The sequence below is a fragment of the Longimicrobium sp. genome (genome assembly GCF_036399935.1).
GTDB lineage: Bacteria > Gemmatimonadota > Gemmatimonadetes > Longimicrobiales > Longimicrobiaceae > Longimicrobium.
The window spans coordinates 36,645-51,231 of record NZ_DASWMD010000023.1; the positions used below are offsets into that span (position 1 = coordinate 36,645).

15 protein-coding genes are annotated in these 14,587 nt (G+C 70.0%); 12 read left to right on the forward strand and 3 right to left on the reverse strand.

Going from position 1 to position 14,587, the window contains the following annotated elements; translation table 11 throughout:
• Positions 1–11 precede the first annotated feature (11 nt).
• Both VGB24_RS08800 and VGB24_RS08805 read left to right on the forward strand, forming a co-directional pair.
• Positions 12–1,556, forward strand: a complete 1,545-nt coding sequence (locus tag VGB24_RS08800; RefSeq protein WP_331072575.1) for a fibronectin type III domain-containing protein — start codon at positions 12–14, stop codon at positions 1,554–1,556.
• Between the two features lie 439 nt (positions 1,557–1,995).
• Complete coding sequence (locus tag VGB24_RS08805; protein ID WP_331072576.1) at positions 1,996–2,502, forward strand: hypothetical protein; 507 nt, start codon at positions 1,996–1,998, stop codon at positions 2,500–2,502.
• 67 nt (positions 2,503–2,569) lie between these two features.
• On the opposite strand, the gene VGB24_RS08810 is transcribed toward VGB24_RS08805, so the two are convergent.
• Together VGB24_RS08810 and VGB24_RS08815 are read right to left on the reverse strand one after the other, a co-directional pair.
• Entirely contained in the window at positions 2,570–3,610 is a 1,041-nt protein-coding gene (locus VGB24_RS08810; protein WP_331072577.1) for an inorganic phosphate transporter, read from the reverse strand.
• 7 nt (positions 3,611–3,617) lie between these two features.
• Positions 3,618–4,193: a DUF47 domain-containing protein gene (locus tag VGB24_RS08815; RefSeq protein ID WP_331072578.1), complete on the reverse strand. Its 576-nt coding sequence runs from the start codon at positions 4,191–4,193 to the stop codon at positions 3,618–3,620.
• Positions 4,194–4,480: 287 nt separating this feature from the next.
• Here VGB24_RS08815 and pstS point away from each other — a divergent pair, with 287 nt between their 5' ends.
• The 5 genes from pstS (at position 4,481) to phoU (ending at position 9,131) form a co-directional block, all read left to right on the forward strand.
• Positions 4,481–5,575, forward strand: coding sequence for a phosphate ABC transporter substrate-binding protein PstS (pstS, locus tag VGB24_RS08820; RefSeq protein WP_331072579.1), 1,095 nt, complete (start codon positions 4,481–4,483; stop codon positions 5,573–5,575).
• 89 nt (positions 5,576–5,664) lie between these two features.
• Positions 5,665–6,660 (forward strand): phosphate ABC transporter permease subunit PstC, encoded by a 996-nt coding sequence (gene pstC, locus VGB24_RS08825; RefSeq protein ID WP_331072580.1) that lies wholly within the window; start codon positions 5,665–5,667, stop codon positions 6,658–6,660.
• Positions 6,661–6,680: 20 nt separating this feature from the next.
• Positions 6,681–7,562: a phosphate ABC transporter permease PstA gene (gene pstA, locus VGB24_RS08830; protein ID WP_331072581.1), complete on the forward strand. Its 882-nt coding sequence runs from the start codon at positions 6,681–6,683 to the stop codon at positions 7,560–7,562.
• 67 nt (positions 7,563–7,629) lie between these two features.
• Entirely contained in the window at positions 7,630–8,418 is a 789-nt protein-coding gene (pstB, locus tag VGB24_RS08835; protein WP_349263907.1) for a phosphate ABC transporter ATP-binding protein PstB, read from the forward strand.
• Positions 8,415–9,131: a phosphate signaling complex protein PhoU gene (gene phoU / locus VGB24_RS08840; RefSeq protein ID WP_331023641.1), complete on the forward strand. Its 717-nt coding sequence runs from the start codon at positions 8,415–8,417 to the stop codon at positions 9,129–9,131. Before pstB ends, phoU begins: the two co-directional genes overlap by 4 nt.
• A 213-nt stretch (positions 9,132–9,344) precedes the next feature.
• Here phoU and VGB24_RS08845 read toward each other — a convergent pair whose 3' ends face one another.
• Entirely contained in the window at positions 9,345–9,830 is a 486-nt protein-coding gene (locus VGB24_RS08845) for a hypothetical protein (RefSeq protein ID WP_331072583.1), read from the reverse strand.
• Between the two features lie 404 nt (positions 9,831–10,234).
• On the opposite strand from VGB24_RS08845, the gene VGB24_RS08850 reads away from it, so the two are divergent.
• The 5 genes from VGB24_RS08850 to purH all read left to right on the forward strand — a co-directional run bounded on the left by VGB24_RS08850 (position 10,235) and on the right by purH (position 14,373).
• The gene (locus VGB24_RS08850) at positions 10,235–10,678 is read left to right on the forward strand and encodes a peroxiredoxin (protein ID WP_331072584.1); all 444 of its coding nucleotides are present in this window, start codon (positions 10,235–10,237) and stop codon (positions 10,676–10,678) included.
• A complete protein-coding gene (locus VGB24_RS08855; protein WP_331072585.1) occupies positions 10,671–11,339 on the forward strand; it encodes an MBL fold metallo-hydrolase in 669 nt (222 codons plus the stop codon). Before VGB24_RS08850 ends, VGB24_RS08855 begins: the two co-directional genes overlap by 8 nt.
• A 28-nt stretch (positions 11,340–11,367) precedes the next feature.
• Positions 11,368–11,964, forward strand: a complete 597-nt coding sequence (locus VGB24_RS08860) for a hypothetical protein (RefSeq protein WP_331072586.1) — start codon at positions 11,368–11,370, stop codon at positions 11,962–11,964.
• Between the two features lie 121 nt (positions 11,965–12,085).
• A complete protein-coding gene (gene purN / locus VGB24_RS08865; RefSeq protein ID WP_331072587.1) occupies positions 12,086–12,784 on the forward strand; it encodes a phosphoribosylglycinamide formyltransferase in 699 nt (232 codons plus the stop codon).
• A 23-nt stretch (positions 12,785–12,807) separates the two neighbouring features.
• Positions 12,808–14,373 (forward strand): bifunctional phosphoribosylaminoimidazolecarboxamide formyltransferase/IMP cyclohydrolase, encoded by a 1,566-nt coding sequence (purH, locus tag VGB24_RS08870; RefSeq protein ID WP_331072588.1) that lies wholly within the window; start codon positions 12,808–12,810, stop codon positions 14,371–14,373.
• The last annotated feature ends 214 nt before the right edge of the window (positions 14,374–14,587 follow it).

Sequence of the window (14,587 nt, forward strand, 5' to 3'; positions counted from 1 at the left end):
TGCGGATGCGGATGAGCAGACTGGCGAACGTGGTGCTCGCGGCGGTGCTGGCGGGCGGCGTGGCGGCCTGCGACGGCGATCCCGCCGATGCGCCGCTGGGCGCGCCGGCCAACCTTTCGGTGGCGTACGACGGCGCCAAGGCGATGGTGACCTTCCAGCCGGCGAGCGGCGCCGAGAGCTACACCATCCAGCGGCAGAACGTCACGCGGAGCGCCAGCGTCACCTACACCGGCGTGACGGCGACCACCTACGCCGACACCGTGACGCCGGGGAACACCTACAGCTACAGCGTCGTCGCGGTGCGCGGCGGCGACGTCTCCGGCGCCAGCACGCCGTTCGTGCTGGCCATCGGCGAGAAGCGCGCGAACCTGCTGAACGTCGCGAAGGACGGCACCCGGACGCTGTCGAAGGACACGCTGTACGTCATCAGCGGGCCGGTGACGGTGGATTCGGGCGCGGTGCTCACCATCCCCGCGGGGACGAAGCTGATCGGCGACACGCTGGCCGGCGTGAGCTACCTGGTCATCCGGCGCGGCGGCCGCATCGTGGCGAACGGTACCGCCGCCGAGCCCATCGTGTTCACCAGCATGCGCGAGCCGGGCAAGCGCAAGCGCGGCGACTGGGGCGGATTGGTGATCAACGGGCGGTCCAACTGCAACTTCCCGCAGCCCTGCTCGGGCGAGGGAAGCTCGGGCACGTACGGCGGCACGGTGCAGAACGACAACAGCGGCATCCTGCGCTACGTGCGCATCGAGTACGCGGGCTACGAGGTCAGCCCCAACAACGAGCTGAACGGGCTGACGCTGAACGGCGTGGGCAGCGGCACGACCATCGAATACGTGCAGGTGCACTTTGGCCTGGACGACGGCATCGAGTGGTTCGGCGGCACGGTGAACGTCCGCTACGCGCTGGTCACCGGCCAGGACGACGACGCGTTCGACTATTCCACGGGGTGGGCGGGGAAGGGCCAGTTCTGGATCGCGCAGGCCGACACGCTGCTGGGCGACAAGGGCTTCGAGGTCGACAACAACGAGACCACCTTCGATGCGCAGCCGTGGACGGACCCGTCCATCTACAACGTCACGCTGGTGGGCCGTAACGGGCGCGGCGCGGCGGGCAAGAGCCCGGTGGGCATGCACCTGCGCCGGGGCACGCGCGGCGACGTGATGAACGCCATCATCACCGGCTACGCGTACGCCTTCGACATCGACGACGCGCTGACCGCCACCCATTGCGGCACCGGTGACCTGCGCGTGGCCAACACCCTCGCGAGCAACCTGACGGGGCTGGACGATCCCGACGCGGACGCGCACGAAGCCACCTGCCGCGCGTCGGCGGGATGGAGCGTCGCGCAGGTGGCCGACGCGCAGCTGACGAACCCGTTCAACCTGGATGCGCCCAGCTTCGTCCCCGCCGCGGGCTCCCCCGCGCTGGCGGCCGGCGCCGCGGCCACCCCGCCGAACGACGGCTTCTTCACCGCGGTGAACTACGTGGGCGCCGTCGCGGGTACCGGCACGCCGTGGTACGCCGGCTGGACGACGTACGCGCGGAACTGAAGTGCGTGAGTGCGTGAGTGCGTGAGTGCTGCTGCTGCGACTGAAGTCGCGGCAACAACGGCCCAAAGTCCGCCTTCGCGGACTGCATCCGCGGAAGGGGTGCACGAGGCCAGGCGATGTGCAGGTCAGGTCTCCCCCTCCCCTGCGAAGCGGGGGACGGGCGCCGGGGGGAGGGGGCTCCCGCAGCATGCGAGGCAGCCCGTCGAACCCCGACCGAAGTTCTCCCCTCTCCCGGCGCGGTTGGCCGGGGAGGGGCGGGGGAGGGGGCCACCCGCGGCATGCGCCGAGGCCAGTTGAACCACGATCGAATTCTCCCTTTCCCCCGCTTGCGGGGGAGAGGGCCGGGGAGAGAGGGCTGCTGCGGCATGCGCCGAGATCCATCGAAACGCCCCCGAACTCGCTTGGCCCGTCGCGCTAACAGAATGGTTTGCTCGATCCAATGAGACTCGTCCCGACGCTCCCGCTCCTCCTTGTCTGGACCCTCCTCGCCGGGTGCGGACGCAGCCGAGAGCTCCGCGGCGACGAACTCCGCGGCGGAGCGCCCTCGGTCGAAGCACTGGGCCGCGAGGTGGTCCAGGCGCTCGCGGCGGGCGACACGGGCGCCCTGGAAGCGCTCCGCACGACGGAGCACGAGCACAACACCGTGCTCTGGCCCCGCTTTCCCGCCGCGCGCGCGGCCGACCCCGCGCTCGCGTGGGACAACGTGCAGATGCGCAACGCGGGAGCTCGGGCCGAGTGGATCGGCGCCTTCCGGGATCGCCGCGTGCGGTACGACCGCGCCGAATGCACGGGGGAAGTGGAGGAGTACGGGAGCTTCCAGATCCTGCGGGGCTGCTCGGTGACCGTGACGGTCGACGGGCAGCGTTCCTGGACCCTGCGGCCCTTCGACCGCGTGGTGCGGATGGGCGCCGTCCACAAGGTGATCCGCTACGTCGAGGTGGACTGAGGGTGAAACGAGCGGAGGCGCAGAGACCCGGTCTCTGCGCCTCCGCGCGTTCTGCGATTCCGCCGGGTTACAGCGTCGGCGCGAACGTGGCCAGGATCAGGTAGCTGATCGCCGACATCAGGGCCGCCGCGGGAATCGTGAGCACCCACGCCCACACGATGCGCCCCGCGATTCCCCAGCGCACCGCCGAAAGCCGCGTCGTGGCGCCCACGCCCACGATGGACCCCGTGATGGTGTGCGTGGTGCTCACCGGAATGCCGAAGTTCGTGGCGATCAGGATGCTCATGGCCCCGCCCGTCTCGGCGCAGAACCCGCCCACCGGCTTCAGCCGGGTGATGCGCGACCCCATGGTGTGCACGATCCGCCACCCGCCGAACAGCGTGCCGATGGACAGGGCGCTGTAGGCGCACACCTCCACCCACAGCGGGATGGTGTCGGCGTTGGGCACGTACAGCAGGTGCAGGAACCCCGTTTCCTCGGCGAAGATGTGGTTCACCGACACCAGCAGCGACACGATGATGCCCATCGTCTTCTGCGCGTCGTTGGCGCCGTGCGAAAGCGAGAAGAGCGCGGAGCTCGCCAGCTGCGCACCCTTGAAGAAGCGGTCCGCGGGGCCCCGCCGCACCCGGTGGAACAGCCAGCTCACCAGCACCATCAGCCCGAAGCCCAGGAACATGCCGATCAGCGGCGAAAGCACGATGAACGCCAGCGTCTGGATCCACTTGGTGCCCCACTCGATGGCGCCCATGCCCGCCGCCGCCACGGCCGAGCCCGCGTAGCCGCCGATCAGCGCGTGCGAGGAACTGCTGGGCAGCCCGTACACCCACGTGATCAGGTTCCAGATGATGGCCCCGGACAGGCCGCCCAGGATCACCGTGGGCGTAACCACGTCCAGGTCGATCATGCCCTTGCCGATGGCCTTGGCCACGGCCGTGCCCACGGTGAACAGGGCGACGAAGTTGAAGAACGCGGCCCACAGCACCGCCGGGAACGGCTTCAGCACGCGGGTGCCCACGACGGTGGCGATGGAATTCGCCGAGTCGTGGAAGCCGTTGATGAAGTCGAAGGCGAAGGCGACCAGGACGATCAGGACGACGTAGGTGACCACGGCGGCCCTACCCGTTCTTCAGGGCGATGCTTTCCAGCACGTTCGACACGTTGTCGCACTGGTCGATCGCGTCTTCGAGCTTGTCGTACAGCTCCATCCACTTGATCACTTCCAGCGGGTCGGGGTGCCCCGAGAACAGCTCGCCCACGGCCTCGGCGTAGATGGCGTCGCCCTCCTCCTCCAGCGCCTTGAGAGCCCGGGTGTGGTCCAGCATCATCTTGGGCTTCTTCATGTTGCGCACGGCCGTCTCGATCTGGCTGGCCGCGCGCTTCAGCACGTCGGCCAGGCGCGCCGCGTGGACGGGAGCGGCCGTCAGGTGGAACATCTGCGCGCGGCGCACGGTGCCGTCGAGCAGGTCGATCACGTCGTCCAGCCGCGAGGTGAGCAGGTGGATGTCTTCGCGGTCCAGCGGCGTGATGAAGCTGCGGTCGATGCGGACGATCACGTCGTGGGTGATCTCGTCGGCCTCGTGCTCGCGCTTCTTGACCTCGGCCGCAAGCTCCGTGAGCCGCCCGGGCTCGGCGAACAGCTGCGCGACCAGGTCGGCGCACTCGCACAGAAGGCGCGCGAGGTCGTTGAACATCGGGAAGAACTTTTCGTCACGCGGAATCAGGCCCACGTCGTCCTCCAAAAACTCGAGTTTTGTAACGGCCGCCGGCGGGTTCGCCGGATGCCGCGCGTCCGCGGCTGCCCAGCGCGCCGCGCCCCGCCTCGCCAAACCGGCCCTGGGCCGGAATGGCTGCGGGATGTTACAACCGTTACGGCGCCGTTACAAGTGTCGTGATGGCATCTGTTACACTCGCGTTACGCTCGGCCGGTAGGTTCCGGCACGTCAGGTTTCTGTCCTGTCCCGAACCGGCCAGTGCACGGATGAAAAGAGTTACCGGAACCGTCGCCGCCTTCGCGGCGTTCGTCCTTTCGGCCTGCGGAGGCGGCGACGCCAGCCCCGCGGCCATGAAGCAGAAGCAGCAGTCGTCCGCCGCCGGCGGAACGGTCACCCTCACCGGTGCGGGCGCCTCGTTTCCGCGTCCCATCTACGACCGCTGGTTCGCCGACTACGCGGGCGCCAACCCCGTGCGGGTGAACTATCAGGCCATCGGCTCGGGCGGCGGCATCCGCCAGGTCACCGAGGGCACGGTCGACTTCGGCGCCTCGGACGCGCCCATGAGCCAGGAAGAGCTCGTCAAGGCCCCGGGAACTGTGCACGTGCCCACGGTGCTCGGCGCGGTGACCATCGCCTACAACCTGCCCGGGCTCGCCCAGCCGCTGCGGCTGGACGGGGCTTCGCTGGCCGGCATCTTCGGCGGCACCATCAAGAAGTGGAACGACCCCGCCATCGCCGCGCTGAACCCGGGCGTGCAGCTGCCGGCGACGGACGTGATCCCGGTGCACCGCACCGACGGCAGCGGCACCACCTTCATCTTCACCGAGTACCTGGCCGCCGTCAGCCCGCAGTGGAAGCAGGGTGTGGGCGTGGGCAAGACGGTCAACTGGCCCGCGGGGCTGGGCGGCAAGGGCAACGAGGGCGTCACCGGACAGGTGAAGCAGACGCCCGGTGCCGTCGGCTACGTGGAGCTGGCGTACGCGCGCGAGGGCAACCTGCCCACCGCCGCGGTGCGCAACGCCGCCGGCCAGTTCGTGCAGCCCTCCGTGGAGGCGACCACCGCCGCCGCCGCGAACCTGCAGCTGGGCGCCGGCGGCGACCTGCGGGCCTCGCTGGTGAACCTGCCGGGGGCGCAGACCTATCCCATCGTGGCGTGGACCTACCTGCTGGTGCCGCCCCACATGCAGGACTGCACCAAGGCACGCGCGCTCGCCGGCCTCGTCCGCTGGTCGCTTACGGAAGGCGCCGCCACCGCGCGTGAGCTCCACTACGCCCCGCTCCCCGACGCCGTGCGCGCGCCGGCCCTGGCGGCGATGGACGGCGTGACCTGCGGGCCGAACAAGGAGCGGGTGGGGCAGTAACGGGCGCCCTCGGCACACGAACAGGCGGACACGCGAGGGCGCGGCGAGAAGGCTCGCCGCACCCTCCTTCATCAGGATCAAAGGAACGGATGCAACCCGTACCTGAGCAGGCGGGCGTACTGGCGACAGGCACCCGCTCGTTCGCATCGCGGCTGCTCCCGCGATACGCGCAGGGCAACGTCGCCGACCGCAGCTACGCCCTGGCGCTGGGGGCGTTCGGCCTGGCCATCCCCGTGCTCTTCGCGTTCATCGTCGTGCGCGTGGGCGTGGCCTCGTGGCCGGCCATCCAGCGCTTCGGCCTGGGCTTCGTCGGCGGGACCACGTGGGACCCGGTGGCCGGCCAGTTCGGCGCGCTCCCCTTCATCTTCGGCACGCTGGCCTCGTCGCTCCTCGCGCTGCTGATCGCCGTCCCGCTTTCCATCGGGCTGGCGATCTTCCTCACCGAGCTGGCGCCGCGCTGGCTGGCCGCGCCCATCGCCTTCGGCACCGAGCTGCTGGCCGCCATCCCCAGCGTGGTCTACGGCCTGTGGGCCATCTTCGTCCTGGTACCCTGGCTGCGCTCCAGCATCCAGGAGCCCGTCGCCAGCGCCATCGGCGACAGGGTGGGGCTGTTCGCCGGGCCGGCGTACGGAAGCAGCATCATGGCCGGCGGCGTCATCCTGGCCATCATGATCGTCCCCTTCATCTCCGCCGTCTCGCGCGAGGTGCTGGCCGCCGTGCCTGTCGCCCAGCGCGAGGCGGCGCTGGCGCTGGGCGCAACGCGCTGGGAGATGACCTGGCAGGTGGTGCTTCCCTACGCGGTCCCGGGGATCATCGGCGCCATCATCCTGGGGCTGGGCCGCGCGCTCGGGGAGACGATGGCGATTACGATGGTCATCGGGAACCGCGCCGAGGTGGCGACGTCGCTCTTCGCGCCGGGCGCCACCATGGCCAGCGTGCTGGCGAACGAGTTCGCCGAGGCCAGCGACGACCTTCACCTGGCGGCGCTGATGTCCATCGGCCTGCTGCTGTTCGGCATCACCATCGTGGTCAACTCCGTCGCGCGCTTCCTCGTCTGGCGCGTCAGCCTGCGGGGGGGCAAGTGAGCGGGCCGGCCATCGGGCCCATGACGGCCCCGCAGCATGCGGCGCCGCTGGACGCGCTCTCCTTCCGCGACCGGCGGCGGCGCATCTCCAGCCGGGTCTGGCTGGCGCTGACCGGGGTGGCGGCGGCGCTCACCGTGCTGCCGCTGCTGCTGATCTTCTTTCACCTGCTGCGCGCGGGATTGGGCTCGCTGAACCCCGAGTTCTTCACCAGCGTCCCGGCCCCGGTGGGCCAGCCGGGCGGCGGGGTGGGGAACGGCGTGCTGGGCACCTTCCTGCTCGTGGGCCTGGCCGGCGCCATGGGGCTGCCCGTGGCCATCGGCGCGGGCGTCTACCTGGCCGAGGCCGAGGGCGGGCCGATGGCGAACGGCATCCGCTTCATTACCGACGTGATGAACGGCATTCCGTCCATCGTCATCGGCATCTTCGTCTGGGCGTGGGTGGTGGTGGCGATGGGCGGCTTCAGCGCCTTCGCGGGCGGCGTCGCCCTGGCCATCATGCTGCTGCCGATGGTGACGCGGACCACGGAGGAGATGGTTCGCCTGGTTCCCCGCGAGATGAAGGAGGGCGCCCTGGCGCTGGGCTTCACCCGCTGGCGCACCACGCTGGGCGTCGTTCTTCCCGCGGCGCGCAGCGGGATCCTCACCGGCGTGCTGATCGCCCTGGCGCGCATCGCGGGCGAAACGGCCCCGCTGCTCTTCACCGCGTTCGGCAACCCGTTCTGGTCTGCGGGGCTGGGCGAGCCCATCGCCGCGCTTCCCGTGCAGATCTTCCAGTACGCCATCAGCCCGTTCGAAGAGCAGCACAAGCAGGCGTGGGCCGCGTCGCTGCTGCTGATCGCGCTGGTGCTGGCCATGAACCTGGCCGCGCGATTCCTGATCCGCAGCCCGTACCGGAGCCGCTGACATGCAAGACACAACCGTGCAGGCGCCCGTGCAGCGGGCGCCCGCGCTTCCCCTGAACGACGCCGCGATGCCCACGGAAACGCCCACGCAGGCCCCGGCGGAGCTGGCCATCCGCGCCGACGACTTCTCGTTCTGGTACGGGGGCACCCGCGCGCTGAACGACATCACGCTGGAGATGCCGCAGAAGCAGGTGACGGCGCTGATCGGGCCGTCCGGCTGCGGCAAGAGCACGTTCCTGCGGTCCATCAACCGCATGAACGACCTGATCCCCGGCATCCGCCACGACGGCGACATCACCCTGCGCGGCGAGAGCGTGTACCGCACGGGGCTCGACGTGGTGCAGCTGCGCAAGCGGGTGGGAATGGTGTTCCAGAAGAGCAACCCGTTTCCCAAGTCCATCTACGAGAACGTGGCGTACGGCGCGCGGGTCAACGGGCTGGCCAAGGGCCGCCGCGCGCTCGACGACCTGGTGGAGCACTCGCTGAAGCAGGCCGCGCTCTGGGACGAGGTGTCGGACCGGCTGGACCGCAGCGCGCTGGGGCTTTCCGGCGGGCAGCAGCAGCGCCTGTGCATCGCCCGGGCACTGGCCGTGCAGCCCGAGGTGCTGCTGATGGACGAGCCCGCCAGCGCGCTGGATCCCATCGCCACCCAGAAGATCGAGGAGCTGATCTACGAGCTCAAGGACCAGTACACCATCGTCATCGTGACCCACAACATGCAGCAGGCGGCGCGCGTGTCGGACTACACGGCGTTCTTCTACATGGGCTCGCTGGTGGAGATGGGGCGCACCAACACGCTGTTCACCAACCCGCGCGAAGAGCGCACCGAGGCCTACATCACGGGGAGGTTCGGATGAGCCCGACGCCGGGGTTCCGCCACTTCCACGAGGAGCTGGCCAAGCTCAAGAACCAGCTGCTCGACATGTCGGGGCTGGCCGAAGACCTGGTCACCCGCTCGCTGCAGGCGCTGCGCGACCGCGACGGCGAGCTGGCGCAGGAGGTCATCCGCCGCGACAACGACCTCGACGCCATGGAGGTGGCCGTCGACGACGCCTGCATCCACCTGCTGGCGCTGCAGCAGCCGATGGCGCGCGACCTTCGCCTGATTACGATGGCGATGAAGATCAGCAACGACCTGGAGCGCGTGGGCGACCACGCGGTGAACATCGCCGAGGCCGTGCGCCACCTGGCCGAGCAGCCCATCTACCTGGAGTTCCCGGAGATCGAGGAGATGGGGCGGCTGGCGACGGAGATGCTGTCGGACGCGCTCGACACCTTCGTCCGCGCCGACGCGGCGGGCGCCCGCGAGGTGTGCCGCCGGGACGACCGCGTGGATGCGCTGCACAACTCGCTCTTCCGCATCCTGCTGACGCACATGATGGAAGACCCGCGGCGCATCGGCGCGTCGATGTCGCTCTTCCTGGTCAGCCGCAACCTGGAGCGCATCGCCGACCTCGCCACCAACATCGCCGAGGACGTGGTGTTCCTGGTGGAGGGCCGCAGCATCAAGCACGGCGCCGAACGCTCCCCCGACGAGCGCCGCTCCGGCGGGGAGCGCCGGGCGAGCTGACGCGTCGGCGCGCTCGACGCCCTCGACGCGCGGGTTGACGCACGTTGTCCGGTCTGGTATCTTTGTGGCGTGCCGAAAGCCTCGTGCTTAGGCATGCGCTCGCGCCGTAAGGTGTTCGGGCCCGGCTTGCGCCTCGTGAGCCAAGTTTACAATCACGAGGCACGCATCACCCCGCCCATCGGCTCGATGGACGGGGTGTTGTGTTTCGACCTCCTACCGCTCCCAGATTTTTCGCTGCCGCCGGGTGTACCGGCTGATGTCGCCGTGCCCGGTAACGTAGGCGGTTTTGAAGCGCCATCCACCGCTCCCTCTCGGAAGCAGCCATACCACGTAGCACTCTTCGCGCATCACGTACAGCCGCTTCTCGGGCGGTGGCTTCTTGTAGGCCCCGAAGTCCACGACTCGGTAACAACTCGTACCCGGCACATGCCCTCCGATGACCGGAACGATCCAGGATGCTCTCGCGACTCTCAGGGGATCGACGACGTCCTTCGCCCAGCCCCGACGGTGCTTGGACGCGGCGGTGAAGAAGGCGTGGTCGAAGTCGTCAGGGTAAATCCACACGGGCTCGCCATCGTGAGTGGCAACACGACCCGCACGGGCAGGGGCGACGCAATGTTCTGCGTAGAGCCGGCGCCCGAGCAATTCCAATTGTTCCTCGTTGAGCCCATCTATGGACGACAGCAGCGCATCCAGCATCGTTCCTTGATTGGTTTCGAGCGCGGGCGCTCAGGCTCGGACGTCAGGTGTGAACTGTGCGAACATATACACTCCGCGCGGACAAAGAACAGCGGCGAATTGGGGCCAGCAAGCGGACGCGGTACGTTCCCATGCGCGTTTGCCGCGGCTCACCGCGAGGGTGCTCAGTGGAGGACACGACGATGACACTGCAGAGGATACGCGTTTTCTCGACTGCGACCTGCACAAGAGTCTACAAAACGTAGACTCTTGTGCGCTCTGCCATGGCGGGTGATCGTCCGGTGCAGGACTAATCGGATGCGTTCCGTCGCTGCAAAGCCGGCAAACCGGTTTGCTTACGGACCTGCGCACCGCCATCTTGCCGGGGCCGATCTGTGGTGCGCATGACAACGACGGAGGGGACGATGGCCGAAGGACTGCTGCCGGTGGGAAGCGAGGCGCCGGTGTTCACGGCGGAAACGACGGAGGGCGGGCGCGTGGCGCTGCCGGACTTTCGCGGAAAGCAGGCGGTGCTGCTGATGTTCTATCCGCAGGACGACACGCCCGGCTGCACCCGGCAGATGTGCACCGCGCGCGACGAGGGCTCGCGGTACGCCGAGGCCGGCATCGTGCGCTTCGGGGTGAACCCTGGCAGCCTTTCCAGCCACCGCGACTTCGTCAGCAAGTACGCACTGGACTTTCCCCTGATCGTGGACCAGGACGCGGAGATCGCGTCCGCGTACGGCGTTCTCCGGGCGGGCGACGAGGTAGGGCGTGCGACGTACCTGATCGACCGCGACGGCCGCATCGCCTACGCGGCGGCCGGGGCGCACGGGGCCGACGAGGTGCTGGAGGCGCTGCGTGGGTGAGGGTCGTGGCGAGGTGGCGGTCCGCTCCTTCACGGGGGGCGGCTTCGCCCAGAATACGTACCTGGTGTACTGTGCACGGACCCGTGCCGGCATCCTGGTGGACCCGGGAGCCGCCACCGCGCAGGCGCTGGAGGCCGCGCGTGCCGCGGGGGTGACCATCGAGCAGATCGTGCTGACCCACGCCCATCTGGACCACGTAGAGGGCATCCCCGTGGCCCGGGCGGAGATCGACGCGCCCATCCTGCTGCATCCCGACGACCGGATGCTGTACGGCGCGGCCCCCACGCAGGCGCAGTGGTTCGGGATGCGGATGGACCCGCTGCCGCCCGTGGACGGAGCGCTGGCCCACGGCGGCTCGGTCACGTTCGGCGACTGCGAGCTGGCGGTGCGCCTGGCGCCGGGACACGCCCCGGGGCACGTGATCCTCGTCGGCGACGGGGTGGCCATCGTGGGCGACGTGATCTTCAACGGCTCCATCGGCCGCACGGACCTTCCGGGGGGCGATCTTGGTACGCTGATGACGTCCATCCGCGAGCAGGTGCTCACGCTGCCGGACGAGACCACGCTGCACACCGGGCACGGCCCCGACACCACCGTGGGCCACGAGCGTCGAACGAACCCGTTCGTCACCGGCGTGTACGGCGGCGGCGGGTTCGCCTGATGCGCCGATTCCCCTGATGCGACCAGACATGCGTCGACTCCTGCTTGCCGCGGCGCTCCTGCTGGCCGCCCCCCTCCAGGCCCAGGCCGTCCCGGCCGACACGGTCGCGCCCGATTCCGTCCGCGCGCAGGCGGATTCGGTGTGGGTGGTGGACGAGGAGCGCGTCGATGCATACGTGGCCGACCTGGTGAGCATCGAAGGCGTGGCGTGGATCACGGCCCTGGGGCTGTGGGACCACGTGCGCGTCGAGCCCGACGAGTGGGGCGGCGGCGCCGATGCGCTGGCCGCGCGCATCCTGTCGCGCAGCGGCGGGCACGTGGTCCGCACGTCCGTCCACCATGGGCTGGCGGCCGCGCTGGGACGTACGACCGAGTACCGCCCCTGCGGCTGCGACGGGCCGGAGCGGCGGATCGCGTACGCCATCACCGAAACCTTCACCGACTACGACGTGCAGGGCCGGCGGCGCCTCTCCACGCCCTTTCTGGCGGGCACCTACGCCGGGGCGCTCGCGCCGGTGCTCTGGCACCCGGACGCCGACGCCGCCGAAGCGCTCCAGTCCGGCACCATCTCCCTCGTCTGGGCCATCGCCAACAACATTCTCAACGAGCTCTGGGTTTCGCGCTGAGCCCGGCAGACCGCATCCGCCCAGCGCATTTCCGTCCCGCCTCGCCCGCTACTTCCGCTCGTTGACGGCCCCGGAGCCCCGGCCTACATTCGCCGCGAAAATCCCCGTTCCGGAGAGCCATTTGCCCGATCCCGCACGCCTCGCCGTACTCGCCAGCGGCGGGGGGAGCAACCTGCAGGCGCTGATCGACCGCTTTCACCGCACCCCGGGCTCGGCCCCCGCGCGGGTGGAACTGGTGGTCGGCAGCCGTGCGGGGATCGGCGCGCTGGCGCGGGCGGAGCGCGAGGGCGTGCCGCACGTGGCCCTGGACCCGCGCGAGCTCGGCGCCGGCGCATTCCGCGACCAGCTGCTGGACGCGCTGGATGAGCACCGGATCGACCTGGTGGTTCTCGCCGGCTGGCTGACGCTGCTTCCGGCGGACGTGGTGGCGCGCTACGCGGGGCGGATGATCAACGTGCATCCCGCGCTGCTGCCGGCCTTCGGGGGCCATGGGATGTACGGGATGCGCGTCCATCGCGCCGTCATCGCGGCGGGGGTGCGGGTTTCGGGCGCGACGGTGCACCTGGTGGACGAGCGCTACGACGAGGGCGCCATCCTGGCACAATGGCCCGTCCCCGTGCTCCCCGGCGACACGCCGGAAACGCTCGCCGCGCGCGTGCTGGCGGTGGAGCACCGCATCCTGCCGCTGACCGTCGCGGCGCTCACGGGGGGACGCACGGCGGCGAGTGCGACGGGTCCGCTGGCGTTCGACCTGGTGCCTTCGCTGATTCCCGTCGACGGCTCCATCGCCAGGACGATGCACCTGCCCGACGGGCACTGATCCAGATCCAGAGGACCAACGAAATGCCGCGGGCACTGCTCAGCGTATCCGACAAGACGGGCGTGGTGGACCTTGCCCGCGAGCTTCACGGGCGGGGATGGACCCTGCTCTCCACCGGCGGCACCGCCCGCGCCCTCCGCGACGCCGGTCTGCCGGTCACGGAGGTGAGCGAGATCACCGGCCATCCGGAGATGATGGACGGGCGGGTCAAGACGCTGCACCCCGCCGTGCACGCCGGTCTGCTGGGCCGCCGCGGCCACGCGGACGACGTAGCGCAGATGCAGGCGCACGGCTACGAGCCCATCGACCTCGTGGCGGTCAACCTCTACCCCTTTCGCGAGACCGTCGCCCGGCCCGACGCCACGCTCGACGAGGCGATCGAGAACATCGACATCGGCGGCCCGTCCATGCTGCGCTCCGCCGCCAAGAACCACGCCGGCGTCTGGGTGGTGATCGACCCGGCCGACTACCCCCGCGTGCTCGCCGCCATCGACGCCCGAGGCGACGGGCTGGCGCTTCGCCGCGAACTGGCGGCCAAGGTCTACGCGCACACCTCGGACTATGACCGCGCCATCACGGAGTACCTGAGCCGGACGATGGCGGGAGAGGGCGCGGGATCGGCCGATAGCTTCCCGCCCGCGGTCCAGCTGCGGCTGACGAAGGTGCAGGACCTTCGCTATGGCGAGAACCCCGACCAGCCCGCCGCGTTCTACCGCGAGGAGGGGGCGGGCGGGGGACTGGCGGAGCTGCGGCAGCTCCACGGCAAGGAGCTGTCGTTCAACAACCTGCTGGACGTGGACGGCGCGCTGCTGGCCATTTCGGCGTGGGAGGGGAGCGGGCTGGCGGCGTGCGCCATCATCAAGCACACCACGCCCTGCGGCATCGCCGTGGGTGCCGACGCGCCCGAGGCCTACCGCAAGGCGCTGATGACGGACCCCACCAGCGCGTTCGGCTCGGTGATCGCCTTCAACGTGCCCGTGACGGAAGAAGCGGCCGTGCTGCTGCGCCCCAACTTCGTCGAGGCCATCGTCGCGCCGTCCTTCGTGGAGGCGGGCCTGCGGCTGCTGACGGAAAAGAAGAACCTGCGCCTGCTGGAGATCCCGAGCCTCGCGTCCGACCCAGGCGAACTGGACTGGAAGCGCGTGCGGGGTGGATTCGTGGCCCAGACGCGGCTGGGGATGGGCTTCCCCGAGGACGGCTGGCGCGTGGTCACGCAGCGGCAGCCGTCGGCGGCCGAGATGGACGATCTGCGCTTCGCCTGGCGCGCCGTGGCGTCGGTGAAGTCCAACGCCATCCTGCTGGCGCGCGGCGGGATGGCGCTGGGGATCGGGGCGGGGCAGATGAGCCGGGTGGATTCGTCGCGCATCGCGGTGATGAAGGCGCGCGATAACGGGTTCGATTTAGCGGGTGCGGCCTTGGCGTCGGACGCGTTCTTCCCCTTCCGCGACGGCGTTGACGCGGCGGCCGAAGCGGGGGTGCGCGCGATCATCCAGCCGGGCGGCTCGGTGCGCGACGCCGAGGTGATCGCCGCCGCGGACGAGCACGGCATCGCGATGGTGTTCACCGGGCGCAGGCTGTTTCGGCACTGAGCTTCTGAGGTGCGACGGCGCGGACAGGCGGCAGAACCCGGGTCCCGCTGGGGTGACTGAAGTCGCGGCAACAACGGCCCAAAGTCCGCCTTCGCGGACTGCATGCGCAGTCGAGTGCCCGAGGCCAGCCGGAGTGCGTTCAGGTCTCCCCCTCCCCTGCGAAGCGGGGGATGGGGGCCGGGGGGAGGGGGCTCCCGCGGCACGCGAGGCAGCC